23 protein-coding genes and 2 pseudogenes are annotated in these 24191 nt (G+C 39.1%); 13 read left to right on the top strand and 12 right to left on the bottom strand.

Annotated elements, in window-relative coordinates; all coding sequences use genetic code 11:
* Window positions 1-70 (bottom strand): annotated as a pseudogene (locus QM406_RS00825) (transposase); the annotation flags it as partial.
* 204 nt (window positions 71-274) lie between these two features.
* Window positions 275-517, bottom strand: a complete 243-nt coding sequence (locus QM406_RS00830; protein WP_228111173.1) for a helix-turn-helix domain-containing protein — start codon at window positions 515-517, stop codon at window positions 275-277.
* A gap of 96 nt (window positions 518-613) precedes the next feature.
* Here QM406_RS00830 and QM406_RS00835 point away from each other — a divergent pair, with 96 nt between their 5' ends.
* Genes QM406_RS00835 through QM406_RS00845 form a run of 3 tightly spaced genes read left to right on the top strand, consistent with a single transcriptional unit; the run spans window position 614 to window position 5745 of the window.
* Entirely contained in the window at window positions 614-1525 is a 912-nt protein-coding gene (locus tag QM406_RS00835) for a hypothetical protein (protein ID WP_414273138.1), read from the top strand.
* 18 nt (window positions 1526-1543) lie between these two features.
* Window positions 1544-1975, top strand: coding sequence for a hypothetical protein (locus tag QM406_RS00840; RefSeq protein WP_281334805.1), 432 nt, complete (start codon window positions 1544-1546; stop codon window positions 1973-1975).
* Window positions 1976-2022: 47 nt separating this feature from the next.
* Window positions 2023-5745, top strand: coding sequence for a G5 domain-containing protein (locus QM406_RS00845; protein WP_414273139.1), 3723 nt, complete (start codon window positions 2023-2025; stop codon window positions 5743-5745).
* Between the two features lie 69 nt (window positions 5746-5814).
* Here the strand turns inward: QM406_RS00845 and QM406_RS00850 are convergent, their stop codons facing one another.
* Genes QM406_RS00850 through QM406_RS00865 form a run of 4 tightly spaced genes read right to left on the bottom strand, consistent with a single transcriptional unit; the run spans window position 5815 to window position 8776 of the window.
* Window positions 5815-6681 carry a cysteine ABC transporter substrate-binding protein gene (locus QM406_RS00850; RefSeq protein ID WP_414273140.1) on the bottom strand — a complete coding sequence of 289 codons (867 nt, stop codon included), beginning with the start codon at window positions 6679-6681 and terminating at the stop codon, window positions 5815-5817.
* 18 nt (window positions 6682-6699) lie between these two features.
* Window positions 6700-7458 (bottom strand): amino acid ABC transporter ATP-binding protein, encoded by a 759-nt coding sequence (locus QM406_RS00855; RefSeq protein WP_049525881.1) that lies wholly within the window; start codon window positions 7456-7458, stop codon window positions 6700-6702.
* Entirely contained in the window at window positions 7459-8136 is a 678-nt protein-coding gene (locus QM406_RS00860) for an amino acid ABC transporter permease (protein ID WP_414273141.1), read from the bottom strand. It abuts the gene before it with no gap.
* Window positions 8096-8776 (bottom strand): amino acid ABC transporter permease, encoded by a 681-nt coding sequence (locus QM406_RS00865; protein ID WP_000384100.1) that lies wholly within the window; start codon window positions 8774-8776, stop codon window positions 8096-8098. Before QM406_RS00865 ends, QM406_RS00860 begins: the two co-directional genes overlap by 41 nt.
* Before the next feature lie 217 nt (window positions 8777-8993).
* On the opposite strand from QM406_RS00865, the gene lctO reads away from it, so the two are divergent.
* From lctO to QM406_RS00895, 6 genes are all read left to right on the top strand, one after another.
* Window positions 8994-10130 (top strand): L-lactate oxidase, encoded by a 1137-nt coding sequence (lctO, locus tag QM406_RS00870; RefSeq protein WP_075232218.1) that lies wholly within the window; start codon window positions 8994-8996, stop codon window positions 10128-10130.
* Between the two features lie 272 nt (window positions 10131-10402).
* Entirely contained in the window at window positions 10403-10798 is a 396-nt protein-coding gene (locus tag QM406_RS00875) for a CopY/TcrY family copper transport repressor (RefSeq protein WP_315639683.1), read from the top strand.
* A gap of 10 nt (window positions 10799-10808) precedes the next feature.
* A complete protein-coding gene (locus QM406_RS00880) occupies window positions 10809-11180 on the top strand; it encodes a cupredoxin domain-containing protein (protein WP_004252344.1) in 372 nt (123 codons plus the stop codon).
* 9 nt (window positions 11181-11189) lie between these two features.
* Window positions 11190-13412, top strand: a complete 2223-nt coding sequence (locus QM406_RS00885; RefSeq protein ID WP_414273142.1) for a heavy metal translocating P-type ATPase — start codon at window positions 11190-11192, stop codon at window positions 13410-13412.
* Window positions 13413-13629: 217 nt separating this feature from the next.
* Window positions 13630-15405 (top strand): pyruvate oxidase, encoded by a 1776-nt coding sequence (spxB, locus tag QM406_RS00890; RefSeq protein ID WP_049503130.1) that lies wholly within the window; start codon window positions 13630-13632, stop codon window positions 15403-15405.
* A gap of 255 nt (window positions 15406-15660) precedes the next feature.
* Entirely contained in the window at window positions 15661-16008 is a 348-nt protein-coding gene (locus tag QM406_RS00895) for a VOC family protein (protein ID WP_414273143.1), read from the top strand.
* Between the two features lie 177 nt (window positions 16009-16185).
* Here QM406_RS00895 and QM406_RS00900 read toward each other — a convergent pair whose 3' ends face one another.
* Complete coding sequence (locus QM406_RS00900; RefSeq protein ID WP_049503129.1) at window positions 16186-16530, bottom strand: lipopolysaccharide assembly LapA domain-containing protein; 345 nt, start codon at window positions 16528-16530, stop codon at window positions 16186-16188.
* 322 nt (window positions 16531-16852) lie between these two features.
* On the opposite strand from QM406_RS00900, the gene QM406_RS00905 reads away from it, so the two are divergent.
* The 3 genes and pseudogenes from QM406_RS00905 to manA all read left to right on the top strand — a co-directional run bounded on the left by QM406_RS00905 (window position 16853) and on the right by manA (window position 18568).
* Window positions 16853-17113 carry a SemiSWEET family transporter gene (locus QM406_RS00905; protein WP_025170330.1) on the top strand — a complete coding sequence of 87 codons (261 nt, stop codon included), beginning with the start codon at window positions 16853-16855 and terminating at the stop codon, window positions 17111-17113.
* 234 nt (window positions 17114-17347) lie between these two features.
* A pseudogene (locus QM406_RS00910) lies at window positions 17348-17503 on the top strand (family 1 glycosylhydrolase); the annotation flags it as partial.
* A 120-nt stretch (window positions 17504-17623) separates the two neighbouring features.
* Window positions 17624-18568 (top strand): mannose-6-phosphate isomerase, class I, encoded by a 945-nt coding sequence (manA, locus tag QM406_RS00915; protein WP_414273144.1) that lies wholly within the window; start codon window positions 17624-17626, stop codon window positions 18566-18568.
* A gap of 42 nt (window positions 18569-18610) precedes the next feature.
* Here manA and QM406_RS00920 read toward each other — a convergent pair whose 3' ends face one another.
* Window positions 18611-19951 (bottom strand): sodium-dependent transporter, encoded by a 1341-nt coding sequence (locus QM406_RS00920; protein ID WP_371607577.1) that lies wholly within the window; start codon window positions 19949-19951, stop codon window positions 18611-18613.
* Window positions 19952-20182: 231 nt separating this feature from the next.
* On the opposite strand from QM406_RS00920, the gene QM406_RS00925 reads away from it, so the two are divergent.
* Window positions 20183-20923, top strand: coding sequence for a MerR family transcriptional regulator (locus QM406_RS00925; protein ID WP_371607576.1), 741 nt, complete (start codon window positions 20183-20185; stop codon window positions 20921-20923).
* 120 nt (window positions 20924-21043) lie between these two features.
* Here QM406_RS00925 and QM406_RS00930 read toward each other — a convergent pair whose 3' ends face one another.
* From QM406_RS00930 to QM406_RS00945, 4 genes are read right to left on the bottom strand one after another with little or no spacing between them, the layout of a single operon-like run.
* Complete coding sequence (locus QM406_RS00930) at window positions 21044-21460, bottom strand: 8-oxo-dGTP diphosphatase (protein WP_371607624.1); 417 nt, start codon at window positions 21458-21460, stop codon at window positions 21044-21046.
* Window positions 21461-21509: 49 nt separating this feature from the next.
* A complete protein-coding gene (locus tag QM406_RS00935) occupies window positions 21510-22031 on the bottom strand; it encodes a DUF1697 domain-containing protein (protein ID WP_075227125.1) in 522 nt (173 codons plus the stop codon).
* Window positions 22032-22081: 50 nt separating this feature from the next.
* The gene (locus QM406_RS00940) at window positions 22082-23248 is read right to left on the bottom strand and encodes an NAD(P)/FAD-dependent oxidoreductase (RefSeq protein WP_414273145.1); all 1167 of its coding nucleotides are present in this window, start codon (window positions 23246-23248) and stop codon (window positions 22082-22084) included.
* Between the two features lie 56 nt (window positions 23249-23304).
* Entirely contained in the window at window positions 23305-24150 is an 846-nt protein-coding gene (locus QM406_RS00945; protein WP_414273146.1) for a DegV family protein, read from the bottom strand.
* Window positions 24151-24191 lie beyond the last annotated feature (41 nt).

Genomic DNA, 24191 nt, shown 5'->3' on the forward strand with positions numbered 1-24191 from the left:
GCTTCTCTAAGCTATATCCTTGTTTTCTAAGTTCATAGACCTGAACTTTATCATCATAAGTTAATTTCATAATAAAAACACCCCAAAAGTTAGATTTTTTTCTGTCTAACTTTTGGGGTGCAGTTCAGAAAAGCTTGATGTGATGCGTTTTTATTGTGGAAATGTTTTTCGAAGTTTCTAGTCCAATTGAGTTTTTGTTCTGATTATTGGATTTATATTGTGAACAATGTCATAGAAGGTAGATTAAGTAAATGTTCCAATACAAGAATAAATATTAAAATTTGATAAATGTGTTACTAATATTTGAATCGGGAGTTTCTTCGATAAATTCAACGATATCATTTGGAAGACAATCTAAAATGCGACATAGCTTTTCTAGAGTTAGTAAAGTTATGTTTTTGTTTTTCTTTAAGCTGTCAAGAGTTTTGTTATCAACTCCGGATTTTAATAACTTATATTGAGAAACTTCTTTTTTCTTCATTGTAGCCCAGAGTGGGTTAAAACTGATTATCGTCATCAACTCCTTTTATTTAATTATAAGAAAAAAGTATCTGACTTCATATTGTGTATATATCCACAATATGATAAAATAACTAGGAAAGGAGAGTTATAGATGAATAAGAGTGATATTATTTCTCAAGAGGAGAATGAGTTAGATTATTTTTTAGGAATTATTCCGGATGAATATAAGTCAGATTTGTTTGATGAATGGACTATTTGGGAAGCTTATGTAAAAGGGCGGTTACCAAATAAACATTGGTCTGAAGTTTTTGATAATGGGACATACCATTCACTTGATGTCATTACTGCAGAAGGAAAAAAATATGAATATTATCCTATCGCTAATCCGCAATCATACCAGACTGTTTTACAAGAATATCTTTCGACAATAGAAGAGCCTAAACGTAGTAGAAACTTAATAGTTGAAGCTGCTATTTGGTCTAAAAGAGTAGAAGACCTGACTAAGTATTTTTATATAGTAGATGGAAAACATGTTTCTCTTATCAACCCGAAATTAAGTGTTTTGGGATGGATTTTCAGAATTTTAGGTTCATTGTTCTTAGTTGCCTATATAGATAGACTTGGTGAATTTTCTAGTTCTGGTTTAGGAATCTTAAGTAAACCTTTTGAATACTCCCTTTGGGTGGGAGCATGGGTTCTGCTATGGTCTCCAATTTATTTTGCTTATCAACGAGTGAAGCATGAAAAACCAATAGCAAATCAAGTAAAAGAACATAAGGATGAAGTTGCTCAAGCTAGAAACTATTGTATAGAGAAATTGAATAGTATCCCATTTGTTTATGCAAGGCAACAAGCAGGATTAGATATTCATTTTGATGCTTTTGCTTATATGGTTAATGTAATTGATCAAGGTAGAGCCTATGACCTAGGACAAGCGCAAAATATGTATGAAGATTTGATAAGGACAGAGCAATTAAATTATCAGTTTCAAGAATTACAAAGAAAAGTTGATTACAATAACAAAATGACAACAATTAATACATTTACAAATTTAATGAAATAATAGATTAGGAGAAATAAGATGTTTGGAAAACCGAAATATGAAAGTGATATTGATCAAACAGATAGAGATATGTGGTGGGGTTTTGCCATTTTTATAACTGTAATGTACTTTTTAGTCAAAGCAACTTACTATGTCGCATTGCCGTTTTATACTTTATTTACTCAGTTATTTGAAGAAAAAATCCAACAGAAAGAATATTTAAACTGGATGCGATTTTTGCCTTTGACTTGGTTTATGAGTGGAGAGACCAAAGAAATGAGACGAGCTGCTGTGAGCTGTACTATACTGCCGATTTCGCTACCTTTATTTTTAATTTTTAATTATCTATATAGTATTAAAGTAATTGGCGATAGCTTTTCCATTTTTATTCTGATTTTATTTACATGCAGCATAGGAGGTATTATAGGTACTGTTCGAAATTATCGTTTTTCTAAAAAATATATTAGATAGTGTAGGTATGTTAAAGAGAGAATCATTGAAAAGTCAGGAAAATAAAGATGGATAGACAAAATACTAACGAAAAAAAGACTTTGAAAAAAGGTAGAAGAGGTTGGGTAATCTCAGCAGCAATTGTCGCACTTTTAGGAATTTTAGCTGGAACTGTTGTGTTGCAAAATCAATCGAGTCAAAACCAAGGAAAATCTGAAAGTGTTACTGTTTCAGATTCTTCTTCAAAAGAAAAAGAATACTCAACAACTGATACTATTAAAGAAACAGAGAAGAGTTTCCCACCTAAAGTAGATGCCAAAGAGGAATTGTCCAAAGTATTTGTAGCTACTAAAGAAGTTGGTGTTGAAGATTCGATTAAATCTCTCGATAAATCATATGAAAAATTATCAGAAATAACGAAGGTAGAGGAAAAGCTTAAGTCACAGGTAACAAATGAAGGTGAAGAAGCAGTTAAGCAAGTTTCTAGACAAGAGGTAGGTAATAAAGATAATAAAATACTGGAAAAATCTGATAGCTTAACTAAAAAAGTTGAGGTAGAAAAAACGACATTAGAAAAAGGGAAGCTGGTTGTTCGACCAGAACTTCCATCACTTGTAGTTACAGATGACAAAGGTATTTCAGCTGTTCAACAAGAGCTACCAGAATTGGTAGTTAGTGACAAAGGAACACCAGAAGTTCAGCCTAAACTACCTGAGTTGGTAATTAGCGAAAAAGGTACTCCTGAAGTTCAACCTAAATTACCTGAGTTGGTAATTAGTGAAAAAGGCACTCCTGAAGTTCAACCTAAATTACCTGAGTTGGTAATTAGTGACAAAGGAACTCCAGAAGTCCAACCCAAACTACCTGAATTGGTAGTTAGTGAAAAAGGCACTCCTGAAGTCCAGACTAAACTTCCAGAGTTGGTGGTTATCGAAAAAGGAACTCCTGAAGTTCAAGAAAAATTACCTGAAGCTAAGCCGGAAAAAGATAAGGTCTTAGATAAGAAGGAAGAGAAAAAAGAAGTTGAAACTAAAGTTACAACTCCAACTGTTCCAGAAAACAAAGACCAAACAACTGGTACTCCAACTAAAGAAGAAAAAACTTTAGAAGAGAAAAAAGATAAGGTTGAAGGTAATAACCAAGCAACTTTACCAGGAAACAAAGAACAAGTTGAAACTGGTAAAACTAATACTGTAGTTGGTGAAAAAACAACTGAAGAAGTTATTAAACCTGCTACTCCAGCAAAACCAGAAGTGCCTGCTAAACCAGCAGAAGATGGAAAACCAGCTGTAGAAGCTCAGCCAGCCATTCCAGCTCAGCCTGAAGTTAAAAAAGTTGTAACTACTCGAACTGAAGTAGAAACTTCTGTAATTGAACCTGGAGTCCAACATGTCCCAGATGCAAATCTTAATGTTGGTGAAACTCAAGTTGTTCAAGAAGGTGTTGCAGGAAAAACAGAAACAACTTACACAATTACCATTGAAAATGGTGTAGAAGTTAGTCGTGTAGCAACAGGAACTCAAACAATTCCTGCAGTTGATAAAGTTATCCATGTTGGTGCTAAAACTTCTAAAGAAGTAGTTCGTACTACAAAAGAAGAGGTAGTTCGTACTCCTATTCTTCCTGGTACAGAATACGTTCCAGATGAAAACTTAGATGCTGGAGTAGAAAAAGAAGTGAGAGCTGGTCAATCTGGTGAAAAACTTGAAGTCTATACTGTAACACTTGAAGATGGTGTAGAAATTGGTCGTACTCTTGTTTCTTCTACTCAAAAAGATGCAAAAAACAGAGTTGTTCATGTAGGAACAAAAGTTTCTAAGAAAAATCTTGAAACAGTAACTCGAGAAACTCACAAAGTTGAACATAAAGTTACTAGCAGCACAAATCCAGACCTTCCAAAAGGCGAGAAAAAAGTAATTCAAGTTGGCAAGGATGGTTCTTATGAACTTGTAACTATTGTTGTCACTACTCCAGATGGAAAAGAAGTTTCTCGTGATGAAAAACGAGAAAATGAAGTTCCTGCAGTTTATGAAATTGTTGAAATCGGAACCGGTGAAAATGTTGAAACAAGCCGCACTTCTCGAACAGTTGAAGTAAATTACGAAACTGAAGAAGTTAAAGATGAGACACTAAATGAAGGGAAACGTGTAGTAGAAACTAAGGGTCAAAAAGGTTCTTATACAGAAACTACAATTGTTTACGGAAATGGTCGTTCATCTGTAGTGAAAAGTGATGAGGTCAAACCTGTTAAAGAAGTTGTTCGAGTTGGAACACATAAAGTTTTGACAGAAAACAAAACTCGAGTTGAGCGTAAAGCTGGAGAAAACTTCAAGACTGTAGAAGTTAAAAGTGACAAGCTTTTCTCTGATCAACGAGTTGTTAAAACTAAAGGTAAAAACGGTGAGATTATCGAAAACTACAAAGACTACTATGAAGATGGTAAACTTGTTAAGAGTGAACTAGTCAATACTGAAACTGTTCCAGCAGTTGATGAAGTAGTCGAAGTTGGAACCAAAGATCGTTACACTTATGCTAACGAAGACAAAGTTATTACCGCTGTAGGTGAAAAACGAGTAGCAGATTCTAATCTTTTTGAAGGTGATGAAACTGTTGAAGATGCTGTAAATGGTAAAGAAACTTACAAAGTTAAGTACAGTAATGATGAAAATCAAAACCGTACAGAAGTCAGTCGTGAACTAATCAAAACTGTCCCTGCAAAACAAAAAGTTGTTCATTATGGAACTAAGAAATTGATGTCTAAAGTTACTGAAGAAGAAACTGAAACAATTTCTCATGGTTATCGAACAGAAAATGATGCTACCCTTTTCGAAGGTGAATCTCGTACTGAAGATGGAAGTGACGGTTATAAACGTTACCGCAAAGTTATTTCAGTAAACAACAAAACCGGTGAACGAACTGTTAAAAGTCGTGAGCTAGTTGAAACTAAGGATGCAGTTGATACCATTACCTTTAATGGTACTAAGAAAAAACGTGTCGCTGATCCAACAGATGTCATTGTTCCAACAAGTGATGACAATTATGATATTGATGGCACATGGAAAGATATTAAGAGTTTAGGTGAAAACGGTTTAGATCCGAACAATGAAGATCACCGCAGTGCTAAGTATCTACACGATAATCTTTCTCAAGCTGATAAAGATCGTGTGGCTGTTGATGAAACAGATGACGGAGATGATCTTCCTCGAGACATGGGACTTGTCTCAGTTTGGAAAGCATCACGCCTTTCTCAAGCAGAACTTGACAAGCTTGAACAGATTATAGATAATCGTAAACTTAATGAACACTTCATGGAACTTCTTAATGAAGAACGCACTCGTAAAGGCTTGACTCCTGCAACAATCGCAGCAGATGATAGCGAATTAACTCGAGTTGCTAATATTCGTGCAAATGAAATGGCAGATCATGGATCTTTACGTTATCAAGGTAAGAAGGAAGGTAAGCATAAACGTCCTGACGGTTCTCGTTGGTCAACTGCTTATGATCCAGATTTCTATAAAAAAACGAATGCTATGACTGAAAACGCAGCAGAAACGACTGTTGTCTGGGATATTGTTAGCCTTACAAATGAAAAGGCATTAGCTCACAATTTCTATACAATTTGGAAGAATTCACCAGGTCATTATGCAGCTATGATGATGGGTGATGGTTATAGTCCAGCAGATAAGAACGTACAGTTCCGTGTAGCTCTGGGATTCGCAAATCACTCACTTACTTCAGATAATCCAACAAATGTTGTTGCAATGATGGAAATTGCATCTATGATGGACTAGATAAAAAACGAACAAGATAGAGATTCTGATTAGCAGAATTCTAGTCTTGTCCGTTTTTCTTTTTAAAATTTAGTCAACTTTTCCGCCTTCAACAACAAGGTCATCTGCTTTAGCAGCATCACCGTAGGTTGGGTGAAGTGTTTTTTCATAGGCTTTGTGGAAGAAGTTTTCCTTACCTAATTTTTCGATTTCTTGGTTGATGTAGTCAAGTAGTTCTTGGTTACCTTTTTGAACTGCTGGTGCAATAGTATCTGGATCACCTAGAGAAGAAATTCCTACCTCATATCCTTTATTTTCAAGCGCCCAAGCTAGAACTTCAGTATTGTCAGTAGAGAAGGCATCTCCACGTCCATCAAGAAGGGCTTGGTAGGCATCGCTATATTGGTCGTATTTTTGGAGTTTTACTTCTGGGTGCTTTTTCTCAAAGTAAGTTTCAGCAGTAGTTCCTTTTGTAACGATCAAGGTTTTGCCTTCAAGTTCTTTAACGTCCTTGATGACTTTATCTTTTGGTGACACAACACCAAGAGAAACTTTCATGTAAGGAAGGGCAAAGTCAACTTGTTTCTTACGTTCGTCAGTAACTGTGAAGTTGGCAAGGGTGATATCAACCTTGTTAGAAATCAAGTATTCAGCGCGGTTGGCAGCATCGACAGAAACGTATTTGACCTTTACACCAAGGTCTTGTGCTAATTGATTCCCTAGTTCGATATCGTAACCTTGGTAAGAACCGTCGTTGTCAACATAACCAAATGGTTTTTTATCTCCAAATACCGCGATTCGAAGTTCGCCACTTTTCTTAATTTCATCAATGGTGCGAGCTTTGGCAGTTGCCTTCGTAGATGAAGCATCAGAGCTTCCACCTGAACTACAAGCTGTGACAAAGATAAGCGCAAATGCTAGAGCAAAAACAGTTAGAATTGGTTTAAGTAGTTTCATAATAATCTCCTTTATTCATTATAGATATGAGCCAAACTGGCTAAAGTCAAAGACGTTTAAAAATTCTTGTGCTCGTTTGGTTTGTGGATTTGTGAAGAATTCTTGAGCAGTTCCTTCTTCAGCAATCTTCCCTTGGTCTAGAAAGATAATGCGATCCGCAATGGCTTGGGCAAACTGCATTTCGTGGGTTACCAGAATCATGGTACGACCTTCTTGTGCCAAGTCATTGATGAGTTCTAGAACCTCACGCACCATTTCTGGATCCAGTGAAGCAGTCACCTCGTCAAAGAGGATAATTTCTGGATGCATAAGGAGGGCACGGACGATCGCAACCCGTTGCTTTTGTCCACCAGATAATTGGCGAGCGAAGCTATGTTGTTTATCTAGAAGTCCGACACGTTCCAGTAGTTGTAGAGCTTCTTCAGTAACCTCTTTTTTGTCTCTCCCTTGAGCCTTGATAGGGCCTAGGATGAGGTTTTGAAGGACATCCAAGTGAGGAAAGAGTTCATAACTTTGAAAGACCATACCGATCTTTTGGCGAACTAGGTGAAAATCTTTTTTATTTTCAACGATGGACTGGCCATCCAGCAGGATATCTCCTCCTTGAATACTTTCTAAACCATTGAGACAACGAAGGAGGGTACTTTTCCCACAACCAGATGGTCCTAGGATGACGACCACTTCCCCCTTTTTAATATCTAAAGAAAGTCCTTGGAGGATAGGATTGTCTCCGAAGGATTTTTTTAGTTCCTTGATTTCTAAAATAGTTTCAGACATTTAATTCCTCCAATGTTTTTCTAGATGAGTAGATAGTTTGGAAATAGGGAAGCAAACTGCGAAATACAAGACTAGGATGGTTCCATATATCCAAAAGGAAGCTGTTGGGATAGTTAAACGATTGCTATCGATAATTTGTTGTCCAACCTTGGTAACCTCAACAACTCCAATCAAAACAACCAAGGATGTCGTTTTGATCATACGAGTGACAAGATTGATGGCTTGCGGTAGAAGCCTTCTCAAAACTTGCGGGATAATGATATGGTAGTAGAGTTGCACTTTAGTTAAACCAAGCGCTTGTCCGCTCTCAAACTGATGTTTTGGGAGAGAAGTAATAGCTCCACGAACCAAGTCACCCATCTCAGCTGTACCCCACAGGGTAAAAACGATAATAGCCGAAGTCTCACCTGAGATATTGATATTAAAGTTTCGAGCTAAGCCGAAGTAAACGATGAAAAGGAGCACTAGCTGGGGCATGATACGGATAAATTCTAGATATAAGCGTGTCAAGAAGCGGATTGCTCTAGAATGAGAGGTCATGATAATTCCCATAACCGTTCCGAAAATCATGGATAAGAGGACAGACAGGATAGAAATCCCAATCGTGACGCCCAATCCCTGTAAGATTCTCAGGAGATTATTTCCCTGAAAGAGTACTTGCATTCCCGAATCCTGCATGACGGAGCCTCCTTTCTATCCAACTAAAGACTAGTGAAATAGGTAGAAGCATGATAAGGTAAGCAACCACCAACATGGCTAGTGCGATATCTGTCTCATAGTAGAGACCAATCAAATCCTTAGCAACATACATTAGGTCAGCAAGGGCGACTGCCGAAAAGACAGAAGTTTCCTTGATGAGGAAAATAACATTGGCGCTAAAGGATGGTAGAGCCACCGCAGTCGCTTGTGGAAGAACTACGTAGCGAAAAACCTGAAATGGAGTAAGCCCAATGGCTAAACCAATTTCATGCTGGGTTTGACTGACTGCTTCTAGCCCGCTTCGGAAGGATTCTGCCATGTAGGAACCACCTAAAAAGATGAGCCCGACTGTTGCACAGACTTCTGAAGAAAGAACAATCCCTATTCGAGGTAGACCGAAGTAGAGAAAGAAAAGTTGTATCAAAAGGGGTGTATTTCGTGAAAGTTCGATATAGGCTGTTGCCAACTGGGAGAAAACAGGAAGGCGGTAATGCCGGATGACACTGACGATGAGCCCTAGCAAAAAAGAACCTAGAATTCCCCAAACTGCAATATGCAAGGTCAGAAAGAATGCCTTTTGATAGAGTGGTAGATATTGTTCAACAATGGACCAATCCAAAAGTAGAACCTCCCATCTAGGAAAATGATACAGTTATTGTAGCATTAAAAGAAAGCTTTGGATAATATGTATTTTTTATTGCCGTTATAAGGATTTTTTATCATAGACATAAAATTTCTGAAATTTCCAAACAAAATATTTGAAAAGTTTTGAAAAAAGAGTTAAGATGTTTTTGTAATATACAAAGTAAGCGCTTACTTATTAAGGAGGATATTTTATGTCATATAAAACAAGCAATGCAGAAGGTCATGTAGATTTCATCAATACCTATGATTTAGAGCCCATGGCGCAACAAGTTATTCCTAAAGCAGCATTTGGCTATATCGCTAGTGGAGCAGAAGATACCTTTACTTTACGGGAGAACATCCGTGCCTTTAACCACAAACTCATCGTTCCGCATACGCTTTGTGATGTGGAAAATCCAAGTACAGAGATTGAATTTGCAGGTGAAAAATTGTCTTCACCAATCATTATGGCGCCTGTTGCGGCTCATAAATTGGCAAATGAACAAGGTGAAGTAGCTACTGCGCGTGGTGTACATGAGTTTGGTTCTCTTTATACAACCAGCTCTTACTCTACTGTAGATCTTCCAGAAATTACAGAAGCTCTTCAAGGGACACCTCACTGGTTCCAATTTTACTTTAGTAAGGATGACGGTATCAACCGCCATATCATGGACCGTGTGAAGGCTGAGAGGTATAAAGCGATTGTCTTGACAGCAGATGCTACTGTAGGGGGCAATCGTGAGGTGGACAAGCGTAATGGCTTTGTATTCCCAGTTGGTATGCCAATCGTAGAAGAATATCTACCTGAAGGTGCTGGTAAGTCAATGGACTTTGTCTACAAATCAGCTAAACAACGCCTGTCTCCACGAGATGTAGAATTCATCGCTGAATACTCAGGCCTACCCGTTTACGTTAAAGGTCCCCAATGCCGTGAAGATGTTGAACGTTCTCTTGCTGCAGGTGCATCTGGTATCTGGGTAACCAACCACGGTGGACGTCAAATCGATGGTGGCCCAGCCGCCTTTGACTCACTTCAAGAAGTTGCTGAAGCAGTTGACAAACGTGTACCGATTGTCTTTGACTCTGGTATTCGTCGTGGTCAACATGTCTTTAAAGCCTTGGCTTCAGGAGCAGACTTGGTAGCAATTGGGCGTCCTGCTATTTATGGTTTGGCTCTTGGTGGTAGTGTTGGTGTTCGTCAAGTATTTGAGCACTTGAATGCAGAATTGAAGACAGTCATGCAGTTATCCGGAACTCAGACTATTGAGGATGTCAAACACTTCAAGCTCCGTCACAATCCATACAACCCAACCTTCCCAGTTGACCCACGTGACTTAAAATTGTATTGATAAAAGAAATTTCCTCCACTAATGTGGAGGTTTTTGCTTGTGTTTTATACTCTTCGAAAATCTCTTCAAACCGCGTCAACGTCGCCTTGCCGTACTCAAGTACAGACTGCGGCTAGTTTCCTAGTTTGCTCTTTGATTTTCATTGAGTATTAATCACTTTTGTCATGAAGAATAAAAAAAGAGAAAGATTTGAATTTTATAATTGACAAATGTAGATTTTAAGAGTATACTGATAATTGTAATTGACAAATGTAGATTTTGGAGGTGTGCTGATGCAGATTTCGGATGCAGAATGGCAGGTCATGAAGATTATCTGGATGCAGGGAGAACAGACAAGCACTGATCTTATAAAAGTATTAGAGAAAAGGTTCAGTTGGTCCAAATCCACGATCCAGACACTCTTGGCTCGTTTGGTGGAGAAAGAATGTTTGACTCGAGAAAAACAGGGCAAGTCCTTTGTCTATTCGGCCCTTTTAACGCTAGATGATAGTAGGGGCTTAATGGTTCAGGATATCAAAGACAAGCTTTGTTCTCGCAGAATAAAGCTCTTGCTAGCTGATTTGATTGAAGAATGTGACTTTACCCTAGCTGACTTGGAAGTTTTGGAGGAAGTGATTGCTGAGAAAAAAGCAAGTGCTGTGGCAGAAGTAAGATGTAATTGTATGTAAAGGAGACGCTATGTTAAATCTATTTGTATCTATTGTTGTTTTAGGAATGATTGCTTTTATCCTCTTTTGGTTTTTCAAAAAACCGCAAGAAGATGCTAAGAGAGCCCAGCAAAAAAATGGCTATCAAGAAATTCGAGTGGAAGTCATGGGGGGCTATACTCCAGGAACCATTATCCTCAAAAAATCGCAACCTGCTCGCATTATTTTTGATCGAAAAGATCCTTCACCTTGCTTGGATCAAATCGTTTTTCCAGACTTTGGTGTGCATGCAGATCTGCCTATGGGAGACCAATATGTAGTTGAAATCACTCCTGAAGAAGCAGGTGAGTATGGTTTCTCTTGTGGCATGAATATGATGCACGGTAAGATGATTGTAGAATAGGAGAATGATATGACAGAAATTGTAAAAGCAAGCCTTGAAAATGGCGTTCAAAAAATCCGTATCACGGCAGACAAAGGCTACCATCCAGCCCACATTCAACTGCAAAAAGGGATTCCTGCTGAGATTACCTTTCATCGTGTGACACCTTCAAACTGTTATAAAGAGATTCTCTTCGAAGAAGAAGGGATTCTAGAACCAATCGCTCAAGACGAGGAAAAAGTCATTCGCTTTACGCCTCAAGACTTGGGCGAGCATGAATTTTCATGCGGCATGAAGATGCAAAAGGGGAGTTATACTGTAGTTGAGAAGACTCGAAAATCTCTATCACTTTTTCAGCGTTTTTGGATTACTAGTATCTTTACTGTGCCTCTTGTGATTCTCATGATTGGGATGTCTACAGGAGGAATTAGTCACCAAGTCATGCGTTGGGGAACCTTTTTAGCCACAACACCCATTATGCTGGTAGCTGGAGTTCCATATATCAGAAGCGCCTGGGCTAGTTTTAAAAAGCATAATTCCAACATGGATACCTTGGTTGCTCTGGGAACCCTAGTGGCCTATTTCTATAGCTTAGTTGCCCTCTTCACTGGTCTGCCCGTTTACTTTGAAAGTGCTGCATTTATCCTCTTCTTCATTCTTTTGGGGGCAGTTTTTGAGGAAAAAATGCGAAAAAATACTTCGCAGGCAGTCGAAAAATTATTAGACCTACAAGCAAAAACAGCAGAGGTTTTGCGTGATGATGTTTATGTTCAAATCCCTCTAGAACAAGTCAAAGTTGGGGATCTCATTCGCGTTCGACCAGGTGAAAAAATTGCCGTTGATGGTATTGTCTTAGAAGGTGAAACGAGTATTGATGAATCAATGGTTACTGGGGAAAGTATTCCAGTCGATAAATCAGTTGGAGATGCTGTCATTGGTTCAACCATCAATAATAGTGGTACGATCATCTTTAAAGCTGAAAAAGTTGGTTCTGAGACTATGTTGGCTCAAATTGTGGACTTTGTGAAGAAAGCGCAAACGAGTCGCGCCCCTATTCAAGATTTGACAGATAAGATTTCAGGGATTTTTGTACCAGCAGTTGTCATTTTAGGACTTCTTACTTTTTGGATCTGGTTTGTTTTCCTAGGTGAAAGTTTTGTGACTTCACTTCTCTATGGAGTTGCTGTTTTGATTATTGCCTGTCCTTGTGCACTAGGACTTGCGACACCGACAGCACTCATGGTTGGAACAGGACGAAGTGCCAAGATGGGGATTCTTCTCAAAAATGGTACAGTTTTACAGGAAATCCAAAAAGTCCAAACGGTTGTTTTTGATAAGACAGGAACCTTGACCGAAGGGAAGCCAGTAGTGACAGATGTTATTGGTGATGAAAAAGAAGTGCTAAGTTTGGCTGCTTCACTGGAAGATGTATCTCAACACCCGCTAGCTCAAGCTATTGTTAATCGTGCATCTGAACTAGGAATTAGCCTTTACCCAGTGGAAAACTTCCAAGCCTTGCATGGAAAAGGTGTGACTGGGATTATTAATAGTAAACAAGTCTTGCTTGGGAATGCCAAACTCTTAGATGATCTTGCTATTCCACATGATTATCAAGAACGATTTGATTTGCTTGAGAAAGAAGCGAAAACAGTTGTCTTCCTATCCGTGGATGGTGAGCTAAAAGGCTTAATTGCCTTGCAGGATGTCCCTAAGGAAAATGCCAAAGAAGCTATTGCTAAATTGAAAAAACGTGGTCTTAGAACGGTCATGCTTACCGGAGATAATGCTGGAGTAGCCCATGCGATTGCAGAGCAAATTGGAATCGAAGAAGTGATCGCAAATGTCTTGCCAGAGGAAAAGGCACATGAAATTCACAAGCTTCAAAAGAATGGCAAATTGGCCTTTGTTGGAGATGGTATCAATGATGCGCCGGCCCTCAGTGTAGCGGATGTCGGAATTGCCATGGGCTCTGGGACAGATATTGCCATTGAATCAGCAGACCTTGTTCTTACAACCAACAATTTATTAGGATTGGCACGTGCTTTTGATATGAGTAAGAAGACCTTTAATCGTATTCTACTCAATCTTTTCTGGGCTTCTATCTATAACCTCATTGGTATTCCGATTGCAGCAGGAGTGTTTTCTGGTCTTGGTTTGGTACTCAATCCAGAACTTGCAGGATTGGCCATGGCCTTTAGTTCAGTATCTGTTTTAATCAGCTCTCTCATGCTTAATTTTACTAAAGTCGATTAAAAAGGCGGTCTTAACCGCTTTTTTCTATTCTAAAACAGATTTTCAAAACGCTTCCAAACTGTACTGTAATAGAGAATGAAAGTTTCTGAGCATATACTTAGAAATCTAAAATCAAATGTGATAAATTAGGATTGTAAATTTACTGAATCGTTTTCAAATAACATATAAAAGCGTTTTTTGTAAATATATGAAATTATTTTGAAGGAGAGTTATCATTATGACTCAAGGGAAAATTACTGCATCTGCAGCAATGCTCAACGTATTGAAAACATGGGGCGTAGATACTATCTACGGTATCCCATCAGGAACACTCAGCTCATTGATGGACGCTTTGGCTGAAGACAAAGATATCCGTTTCTTGCAAGTTCGTCACGAAGAAACAGGTGCTCTTGCAGCGGTTATGCAAGCTAAATTTGGCGGATCTATCGGTGTTGCAGTTGGTTCAGGTGGACCTGGTGCAACTCACTTGATCAACGGTGTTTACGATGCAGCTATGGATAACACTCCATTCCTTGCTATCCTTGGATCACGTCCAGTTAACGAATTGAACATGGATGCCTTCCAAGAATTGAACCAAAACCCAATGTACAACGGTATCGCTGTTTACAACAAACGTGTAGCTTACGCAGAGCAATTACCAAAAGTTATTGACGAAGCTTGCCGTGCTGCCGTTTCTAAAAAAGGTCCAGCTGTCGTTGAAATTCCAGTAAACTTTGGTTTCCAAGAAATCGACGAAAACTCATACTACGGTTCAGGTTCATACGAGCGTTCATTCATCGCTCCTGCTTTGAACGAAGTTGAAATTGATAAAGCTGTTGAAATTTTGAACAACGCTGAACGCCCAGTGATCTACGCTGGTTACGGTGGTGTTAAAGCTGGTGAAGTGATCACTGAATTGTCACGTAAAATCAAAGCACCAATCATCACAACTGGTAAAAACTTTGAAGCTTTCGAATGGAACTACGAAGGTTTGACAGGTTCTGCTTACCGTGTTGGTTGGAAGCCAGCCAACGAAGTGGTCTTTGAAGCAGACACAGTTCTTTTCCTTGGTTCAAACTTCCCATTTGCTGAAGTTTACGAAGCATTCAAAAACACTGAAAAATTCATCCAAGTGGATATCGACCCTTACAAACTTGGTAAACGTCACGCTCTTGACGCTTCTATCCTTGGTGATGCAGGTCAAGCAGCTAAAGCTATCCTTGATAAAGTAAACCCAGTTGAGTCTACTCCATGGTGGCGTGCAAACGTGAAGAACAACCAAAACTGGCGTGATTACATGAACAAACTCGAAGGTAAAACTGAGGGTGAATTGCAATTGTACCAAGTCTACAATGCAATCAACAAACATGCTGATCAAGACGCTATCTACTCAATCGACGTAGGTGACACTACTCAAACATCTACTCGTCACCTTCACATGACACCTAAGAACATGTGGCGCACATCTCCACTCTTTGCGACAATGGGTATTGCCCTTCCTGGTGGTATCGCTGCTAAGAAAGACAATCCAGATCGCCAAGTATGGAACATCATGGGTGACGGTGCATTCAACATGTGCTACCCAGACGTTATCACAAACGTTCAATACGACCTTCCAGTTATCAACGTTGTCTTCTCAAATGGTAAATATGCCTTCATCAAGGACAAATACGAGGACACAAACAAACACTTGTTTGGTTGTGACTTCCCTAATGCTGACTATGCGAAAATCGCTGAAGCGCAAGGTGCTGTAGGATTCACTGTGAACCGTATCGAAGACATCGATGCAGTTGTTGCAGAAGCTGTTAAACTCAACAAAGAAGGTAAGACAGTTGTGATCGATGCTCACATCACTCCACATCGTCCACTTCCAGTAGAAGTACTTGAGTTGGATCCAAAACAACACTCAGAAGAAGCTATCAAAGCCTTCAAGGAAAAATACGAAGCAGAAGAACTCGTACCATTCCGCCTCTTCTTGGAAGAAGAAGGATTGCAATCACGCGCAATTAAATAATTCCTCTCATCGAAAATAAAAGATAAATTTGTAGACTTCATTCTGAGGTTTACTTCCGACGATTTCATCATTGAAACCTTAATTTTCAATGATGGAATCTAGTGTGGATCCTAGAAAAAGTCCCAAAGGATTTTTCATAGTTTGATGAGCAAAGATTTGCCATCAAACTTGGTTCCACCTTGTTTATTCTTTGATTTTCATAGAGCGAAACTTGAAAAGATCGGAGCAATCCGGTCTTTTTATGGAGAATAGTAAATGAATTTAAATCAATTGGATATTATTGTTTCAAATGTTCCCCAAGTCTGTGCTGAATTAGAGTGTATTTTGGATAAAAAGTCAGATTATGTTGATCAAGGCTTTGCTCAGTTCACGATTGGCAGTCATTGTCTAATGTTGTCCCAAAATCATTTGATTCCTTTGGAAGATTTTCAGTCAGGTATCATTCTTCACATTGAGATTGAGGATCTAGAGCAGAATTACCAACGTTTAAAAGAGAGAGGTGTCGAGATTTTACACGGTCCTTGTGAAACGGATTGGGGAACAGAGTCCTTATTAGTTAAAGGTCCTGCTGGTCTAGTGCTTGATTTTTATCGTATGAAATAAGGGGCTTAGTCATTTGAAGATAACCTTAACTATTCTTAAAACAGAATGTGAGAATATGAACTATTGAAAGATCGGAGCAATCCGGTTTTTTTTCTGTTATGCGATTTTCAGTCCGTCTCGTTCCATTAGGTGCGAGACAAAAAACCACCCGCTGACGGGTGGTTATGATTTCTACACTTATTGTTTGGCTTCCTGTTTTAATTGTTGCACCTGTTCCTTGTACTGGAGAAGCTCCTTGTCTTTTTTATGGATAGTCGTTTCTGCTTCAGCAATGCGGCTTTTCAGCTCTTGAGTCTTGCCATGGTGATAGCTAAAACCAATAGCACTACCAACAATGATCCCGATTACTAGACAAGTAAAAATCACCAAAATCAAGGGAGCAGATAGTTGTGTAAAGACAAGACTGACAGTTACTGTTTGACGATTGAGCAGACCAAAGGAGATCACAATGACTAATAAGATCAAACCGCCAATTAGATAAGCCTTATCTTTCAGTGACAATTCATTAAATTTTTTTAGCATAAGTTCCTTTTCTCCTGACTATGTTGATAGAAAATTACACACCATTTAGGTATTAACAAAATTCATTTTACTAGAAAATTTCGATACTGTCAATAATTTCTAACAGCTTATTTACCATCAATCGATTCATTGAAAAGGAGTATTCATTTTCTAATATTTGATTGACTAAACAGATCGGAGCAATCCAGTCTTTTTTCTGTTCCCTCTTTCTTCTCACAAGATTGTGATAGTTTACATCTTTATAACAAAAGCTTCAAAGTCTTGATTGTTTTGAAAGAAGATTATAAAATAAGATTCAGTAAAAATGAAATAGGTTTTGAAAATAACTGAAAAACAAATGAAAATGTTAGGTTGGGTAGCGACCTTTATGTCTGTTATGATGTATATGTCTTACTTCCCACAAATCATGGACAATCTGGCTGGTCAAAAAGGAAATTTCATTGAGCCCTTGGTTGCAGCGATCAACTGTAGTCTATGGGTCTACTACGGTCTTTTCAAAAAAGAAAGAGATATCCCCCTTGCAGCAGCGAATGCACCAGGTATTATTTTTGGCCTAGTAACCGCTATCACAGCTTTGATTTAAAAGGAACAGAGGAGACTAGTTTTCAGTCTTCTTTTTTTGTTTCCGGGGAGGCTATTTGCTTTTTCGAGAGGATAATTTTTTAAAAAACAATCTGATCAACTTAAATAGTAGAATAGTATCAGTATGTCACAGTATTTTATAAGAAAAGGTTTCAGAATGAGCTATAATATAAGTAAATGAACAAGCAAATAAGAAAGTTGAGTAGACTTATGACCGAAAAACTGACTTTTCCGGATGGTTTCGGCTGGAACAGGCGAAATGAACAAGCGCTATGGCTTTATCTATGTGGATCGAGATAACGCAGGAAATGGGACTCTCAAACGTAGCAAGAAGAAATCCTTCTACTGGTACAAGGATGTCATTGCCAGCAATGGTGCAAGCATTGAGTAGAGCACATTTGTTCACTATTTTTATAAAATCTTCTCCCTAATTTATAAGATGTGAAAAAGAGTTCAATTCGAACTCTTTTTTTGCTATAATGAGGGGAGAAAAATCAGACAGGAGATTGACATGTCAGAACCATTATTTTTACAATCAGTTATGCAAGAAAAAATTTGGGGAGGTACCAAGCTACGTGATGAGTTTGGTTACGACATCCCAAGTGAAAAAATCGGAGAATACTGGGCCATCTCAGCTCATCCAAATGGCGTTTCAAAGGTTGCAAATGGACGCTACGAGGGAACAGACCTAGCTACTTTGTATGCGGAACACCGTGAATTGTTTGGCAACCGTCCAGAACCTGTATTTCCACTTTTGACCAAAATACTCGATGCTAACGACTGGCTTAGCGTCCAAGTTCACCCAGACGATGCTTATGGACTAGAGCATGAAGGCGAACTTGGAAAAACAGAATGTTGGTACATCATCTCTGCGGATGAAGGTTCAGAGATTATCTACGGGCATAATGCCAAGTCAAAAGAAGAACTCCGTCAGCAAATCGAAGATAAAAACTGGGATGCCTTGTTAACAAAAGTTCCTGTAAAAGCTGGAGATTTCTTCTATGTTCCAAGTGGAACCATGCATGCTATTGGAACAGGTATCTTAATCCTTGAAACGCAACAGTCTAGTGATACAACCTACCGTGTCTATGACTTTGACCGCAAGGATGATAATGGTAACTTGCGCGAGCTTCATCTTGAAAAATCCATCGATGTTCTAAATATTGGTGAGCCTGCTAACAGCCGTCCTGTAACCGTTAAAGCAGACGATTTGCGTTCAACTCTCCTTGTATCCAATGAATTCTTCGCAGTCTACAAGTGGGAAATCACTGGAAAAGTTGACTTTGAAAAAACAGCTGAGTATAGCTTGTTGAGTGTCTTAGCTGGTCAAGGGAAACTAACTGTGGACAGTAAAGATTATCCAATTCAAAAAGGTAGCCACTTTATCTTACCAAGTGATGTTGAAACTTGGACACTCGAAGGACAAGATTTGGAATTGATTGTTAGTCATCCGTAAAAAGAAAGGACTTGAGGAAAAAACTCAAGTCCATTTTTATAGTTACATAAACTGGGCGATAAAGACCACGATGATGATAATTGGGATGATAAAACGAAGAAGGAAGAGCCAGACTTGGAAAAGTCCTTGTTTCCACGGTGTTTCATCAAGCTGGAGTTCCTCCATAGCCAATGCTTTTTTGAAGACATAGCCTGTAAAGAGGGACAAGCAGAGTGCACCAAATGGCATGAGGAGATTAGAAACCAAGAAGTCCATGGCATCAAAGAAGGTCTTCCCCAAGATTTGAACGTCTGCCATGACTCCGTAGGATAGGGCTGAAGGGATACCAAATACAAAAGTTAAAACACCTAAAATCATACTCCACTTAGCACGTCTACGATTGTCCTGATTGGTGATGTTGCCTACATTGATTTCCAGCATCACGACAGAAGAAGTTATCGTAGCAAAGAGGAAGAGCAAGAGGAAGAGGATGTAGAAAATACTTCCAAAAGGCATCTTGTCAAAGAGTTGTGGCAAGACAATAAAGAGGAGACTTGGACCACCTTCAGACTGGATGTTAAAGGCTGACATAGCTGGGAAAATAGCTAATCCTGCCATGATGGATACAGAGATGTTCATGGCAACGATGGACATACCTGATTGGACTAGGTTGGTTTTCTTATCCAAGTAAGAAGCATAGGTCAACATAGCTGTAACCCCGAGGGATAGAGCAAAGAAAGATTGTCCCAGAGCATAGAGGAGTCCGGCGCTTGTCAGTTTTGAAAAGTCAGGTTTGAGGAAATAAACTACACCTTCCATGGCATTTGGCAAGCTGAGAGAGCGCCCAATGATAATGACAAAGATGATAAAGAGCAGGGGCATCATAACTTTCGATGCTCTTTCAATCCCTTTTTGAACTCCCTTAGATACGATAAAGATGTTGAGGAAGATGAAGAGGGCTTGGGAACCGAGGGCAATCCATGGATTTGAAATAATGTCTGTGAAGAGCTGGGCATAATCACTGCTAATCCCAACCTGGAAGGCTTTAGCAATAGCGATACCTAGATAGACTAAAACCCATCCTCCAATAACACTGTAAAAGGATAAGAGGATGAAAAGGGCAAAGGCACCGATCCAACCGATAAAATTGTAGTTCTTATTATCGCCCAATTTTCCAAAGGTTTTGATTGCTGACACGCCAGCGCTCCGACCAAGGGCAAACTCCGCCAGCAAAAGCGGGAAACCAATTAAAATCGTTGAGATGAGAAAGACCAGTAAAAATCCTCCACCACCATTGGCAGCGGTCATATAAGGGAATTTCCAAACGGCCCCAAGACCAATAGCAGAACCAGCAGATGCAAGGATAAAGCCTAGCTTAGATCCCCATTGCGATTTTTCAGACATTGTTAAACTCCGATCTATTTTTTAAAATAAGAAAAGGCTACTTGAGTTGTCAAATAGCCTTCTCTCAATGGCTCTTTATGAGCTTTTTATTTGATTGATAGACTTGATTATCCTATCATGTTTTTTCAAGTCTGTCAAGAAAGCGATTTTCATGTTTTTATAAAAAATATGATAAAATACTTGACTCTCCCCAAAGGGGAGGGTATATACTATTTATGTGAGGAGGAAATCATGTACCATATCAAAGAAGCTGCGCAGCTTTCAGGCGTCTCTATCAAGACCCTTTACCATTATGATAAGATAGGACTCTTGGTCCCATTAAAGTCAGAAAATGGCTATCGAACCTACAGCCAAGAGGATTTGGAACGACTACAGATTATCCTCTATTACAAGTATCTAGGCTTTTCTTTAGAAAAAATAGCAGAGCTATTGAAGGAAGAAAAGATGAACTTGTTACCACATTTGACGAGACAGTTGGATTACCTGACTCGAGAAAGACAACATCTGGATACCTTAATTTCAACCTTACAGAAAACTATCCAAGAACAAAAAGGAGAAATAAAAATGACCATTCAAGAAAAATTCACTGGATTTAGCTATCAAGACAATCAAAAATACCACCAAGAGGCAGTAGAGAAATATGGCCAAGAAGTCATGGACCAGGCTCTCGAGCGTCAAAAAGGACGAGAGGATGAAGCTACAACAGCCTTTAATCAAGTCTTTCAAGCCTTGGCTCAAAATCTACAATCTGATCTGCCGATAACAGCATCTGAAAACCAAGAGGAAGCAGCCAAGCTCTTGCAAGCCATTCGTACCTATGGATTTGACTGCTCTATGGAAGTCTTCGGTCATATCGGCCAAGGCTATGTCTATAATCCAGAGTTTAAGGAAAACATTGACAAGTTTGGACCTGGAACAGCCCAGTACACTTCAGACGTCATTGCCCACTATGTAGGCACACAAACTCGATAAAACTCAAAGACTAAGCTAGGACTGACAAAGCCAGTAACAGAATTTTAATTGGAGGACACAGACCTAGCTTGAAGATTAGACAAGCTAAAAATCGGCGGAGAGACCTCTGCCGATTTACTGTTATTTGAGTTGGTAAGACCAGTCTTCCCTATCCTTATAGTAAAAGAACTCACTGAGGTATTCTTCCAAAAAAACACGAAGCATATCAGACATATCCTCAGTAGTCAGTTTAAGATGAGATAGATTTTCAAAATCTTCCCACCAGACTTTTCCTTCGTCTGAAGATTGGAGCTCACCAGTAAAGTGTTCAGTTTTGTATAAGAGGACGACATAGCGATAATCTGCATCATCATACCAATCTTTGATACCACAGAGTTGAGGTTTAGAAATGGTAAGACCAGTTTCTTTCTCCACTTCACGAATGACAGCATCGACAAAGGACTCGCCACGTTCAACATGACCACCAGGAAAAGTAATGCCAGGCCAGTCAGGACTAACTCGGTCTTGGACCAGAATCATGTCTCCATTTTTAATCATGCACATATTGACAAATTCGACTGATTATCTTCTGTTCATCTTATTTTTCCTATTTTGTTAGTAATTTTTCTACCACGTTTAACTTTCGCATGGTCAGATCAACGCCGAACAGCTTTTCGAGATAGTTGGTATTAAGCTTTTTTCGTTTTGCAGTTCTAGGGAGATAGAGGTAAAGACAATGGTTGCCGATACAAATTTCTTCTTCACCATAGTCAATATTCAATTTTTCTAATGGTAGACTTTGGATAGCATTCTGGAAAAGAATTATATGTATACGGTCATAAAGATAGTGTTCTCCAAACGGATTTTCTTGGACAATTTTTGTAAAATCACTCTTATTTTTAATGACCATTTTCAAGTCGGCTCCGATTTTTTCTTTTATTAGAGTATGGACTTGTTCTCGTATTTCTTCTATGGCTAAGTCGCTTTCAAGAATAATATTTCCACTTTGAATATAAGTTCGAACGTGTTGAAAACCAACCTCTGTTAAGATATCTACCAGATAAGACATTTTAGGGATAGCATTTTGTCCATTCGGTGTAACACCTCTCAGTAAAATAATATGTTCCAAAATAGCTCCTTTCTTATCCAATATCTTTAGATACTATATCATTTATAGTTCTAGTTTGAGCCTGCCACCCAGCCGGTGCAGAGGGCGGAAGTGATGTTAAATCCCCCCGTATGGGCATTGATATCTAGTACTTCGCCAGCAAAGTGGAGTCCAGGCACTAGCTTACTTTCCAGCGTTTTAGGATTGATTTCCTTGAGACTAACGCCACCTTTAGTTACAAAGGATTTAGCTAATGACATTTTGCCAGTTACAGGGATTTTAAGAGCCTTGATGGACTGGACAAGTTGGTCGCGTTCCTTTTCTGTTAGTTGTTTGACTTTTTCAGGATATCCTTGGACAAAAAATTCTGCCAAGCGTTCAGGGAGCAAGGTTTTTAAGGCATTTTTCAAGGATTTTTCACGGTTCTCTTCTAAAAAGTCAACTAATTCTCTCTCAGAAAGTTGTGGCAAGACATCTAAAGAGAGAGTTTCCCCACCCTTGACAAAGCTAGACATGCGTAGTGCAGCAGGACCTGACAAACCAAAGTGGGTAAAGAGCAGGTCATGGGTGATGACGTGCTTACCATAGCTTAGGGTCACATCGTCTAGGGAAATTCCCTGCAAGGCCTTATGCGGGAAATCAGTCAACAATGGGCTTTCAGCAGCTTCGAGTTCGGTAATAGTGTGTTTGAAATGGCGGGCGATTTCGTGACCAAAACCAGTAGAGCCAGTAGAAGGATAGGATTTTCCACCAGTTGTGACAATGAGTTTATCACAAGTAAAGGCTTGGTCTGCTGACTTGAGGACAAACTGGTCGTCAATCTTTTTAACAGAAACAATCTCTGTTTGAGTGGCAACTTGCCCACCTAGCTCAGTGATTTTCTTTTCCAAAGCTTCGATAATGGTCCGAGATTTGTCGCTGGCTGGAAAGACGCGGCCATGGTCTTCGACCTTGAGTTTTACGCCATTTTCAGTAAAAAAGTTGATGATATCATGGTTATCAAACTGGGAAAAGACACTGTATAGAAAGCGACCATTCCCAGGGATGCCAGCTAATAGGTCATCTAGAGTTCCATTGTTGGTCACGTTACAGCGACCACCACCAGTACCAGCTAATTTTTTTCCGAGTTTTCGATTCTTTTCAGTGAGAAGTGTTTTCTGCCCATAAAAGCTACTGGAAATGGTAGCCATCATACCAGCAGGGCCTCCCCCGATTACAATAGTGTCAAAATGTTTCATAAAAGTATTGTACCATAAAAAAACAAGAGATGATAAGTCATCTCCTGTTTGATTTATTAGTCAATTTCATATCCCATGAGGAGTCCACCTTCTTCTGCATAAAAACTGCAGAGCCCAGAGGTTGGGATAATCTTAATTTCAGCTTGTGGGAATGTTTCACGCACACGTTCAGAGAGCTGTTGGCAGAATTTATCATTACTGCGGTGAGCCATGACGATACGCCCACCAGCGTAACCAGCCTTGATTAACTCTTCATAAGCAGCTTGGAGGGACTTCTTAGCACCACGGGCTTTTTGGAGGAGTTCCAAGGTTCCAGTTTCACTTGCTTCCCCGACCATACGAATATTAAGGAGCCCAACAACTGTACCGATTAGCTTACTCAAGCGACCATTCTTAACGAGGTTATCAACCTTAGCGAGGACGAATAGTAACTTAGTTTTTTCTTGGTAGGCAGTAATAGCTTTAACCACTTCTTCAAAAGAAAGTCCTTGGTCAATCAAATCATTGATTTTCTCTACGATTAGATCAACTTCCCCACCAGCAGATAAACTATCAATGACATGAATCTGAGTATCAGGATGTTCTTCGAGATAGAGATTCTTAGCTAATTGAGCGCTGTTTTGACTACCAGAAAGAGTTCCGGTAATGGTCACTACAAAAATATGGTTTGCACCTTCGAATGCTCGCAAGTAATCATCAGGGCTAGGACAAGCTGATTTTGAAGCTTCAGAAGTTGCATACATGGTTTCCATCATTTTGTCAATATCAAGACTAGCATCGTCAATAAAGACTTGATCAGCTACTTGAATGGTTAAGGGAACACTGATGAATTCAGTATCAATTGCTGGATTTGCCAGTTGACGATAATCACAACCAGAGTCAGCTACAATCTTCCAAGTCATAGAAATTCTCCATCTTTATCACTTATACATTGACAAAGGTT

Origin of the sequence: Streptococcus infantis (assembly GCF_047465035.1) — a bacterium.
In the GTDB taxonomy this organism is placed as follows: domain Bacteria; phylum Bacillota; class Bacilli; order Lactobacillales; family Streptococcaceae; genus Streptococcus; species Streptococcus infantis_T.

Bases quoted from the DNA above. Each gene is read 5' to 3' on its own strand.
- lctO (WP_075232218.1), top strand. From the start codon at position 8,994: ATGTCATATAAAACAAGCAATGCAGAAGGTCATGTAGATTTCATCAAT.
- QM406_RS00930 (WP_371607624.1), bottom strand. From the start codon at position 21,460: ATGATTAAAAATGGAGACATGATTCTGGTCCAAGACCGAGTTAGTCCT.
- spxB (WP_049503130.1), top strand. From the start codon at position 13,630: ATGACTCAAGGGAAAATTACTGCATCTGCAGCAATGCTCAACGTATTG.
- QM406_RS00850 (WP_414273140.1), bottom strand. From the start codon at position 6,681: ATGAAACTACTTAAACCAATTCTAACTGTTTTTGCTCTAGCATTTGCG.
- QM406_RS00920 (WP_371607577.1), bottom strand. From the start codon at position 19,951: ATGTCTGAAAAATCGCAATGGGGATCTAAGCTAGGCTTTATCCTTGCA.
- QM406_RS00925 (WP_371607576.1), top strand. From the start codon at position 20,183: ATGTACCATATCAAAGAAGCTGCGCAGCTTTCAGGCGTCTCTATCAAG.
- QM406_RS00840 (WP_281334805.1), top strand. From the start codon at position 1,544: ATGTTTGGAAAACCGAAATATGAAAGTGATATTGATCAAACAGATAGA.
- QM406_RS00885 (WP_414273142.1), top strand. From the start codon at position 11,190: ATGACAGAAATTGTAAAAGCAAGCCTTGAAAATGGCGTTCAAAAAATC.
- manA (WP_414273144.1), top strand. From the start codon at position 17,624: ATGTCAGAACCATTATTTTTACAATCAGTTATGCAAGAAAAAATTTGG.
- QM406_RS00845 (WP_414273139.1), top strand. From the start codon at position 2,023: ATGGATAGACAAAATACTAACGAAAAAAAGACTTTGAAAAAAGGTAGA.
- QM406_RS00835 (WP_414273138.1), top strand. From the start codon at position 614: ATGAATAAGAGTGATATTATTTCTCAAGAGGAGAATGAGTTAGATTAT.
- QM406_RS00945 (WP_414273146.1), bottom strand. From the start codon at position 24,150: ATGACTTGGAAGATTGTAGCTGACTCTGGTTGTGATTATCGTCAACTG.
- QM406_RS00880 (WP_004252344.1), top strand. From the start codon at position 10,809: ATGTTAAATCTATTTGTATCTATTGTTGTTTTAGGAATGATTGCTTTT.
- QM406_RS00830 (WP_228111173.1), bottom strand. From the start codon at position 517: ATGACGATAATCAGTTTTAACCCACTCTGGGCTACAATGAAGAAAAAA.
- QM406_RS00940 (WP_414273145.1), bottom strand. From the start codon at position 23,248: ATGAAACATTTTGACACTATTGTAATCGGGGGAGGCCCTGCTGGTATG.
- QM406_RS00860 (WP_414273141.1), bottom strand. From the start codon at position 8,136: ATGCAGGATTCGGGAATGCAAGTACTCTTTCAGGGAAATAATCTCCTG.
- QM406_RS00855 (WP_049525881.1), bottom strand. From the start codon at position 7,458: ATGTCTGAAACTATTTTAGAAATCAAGGAACTAAAAAAATCCTTCGGA.
- QM406_RS00875 (WP_315639683.1), top strand. From the start codon at position 10,403: ATGCAGATTTCGGATGCAGAATGGCAGGTCATGAAGATTATCTGGATG.
- QM406_RS00895 (WP_414273143.1), top strand. From the start codon at position 15,661: ATGAATTTAAATCAATTGGATATTATTGTTTCAAATGTTCCCCAAGTC.
- QM406_RS00900 (WP_049503129.1), bottom strand. From the start codon at position 16,530: ATGCTAAAAAAATTTAATGAATTGTCACTGAAAGATAAGGCTTATCTA.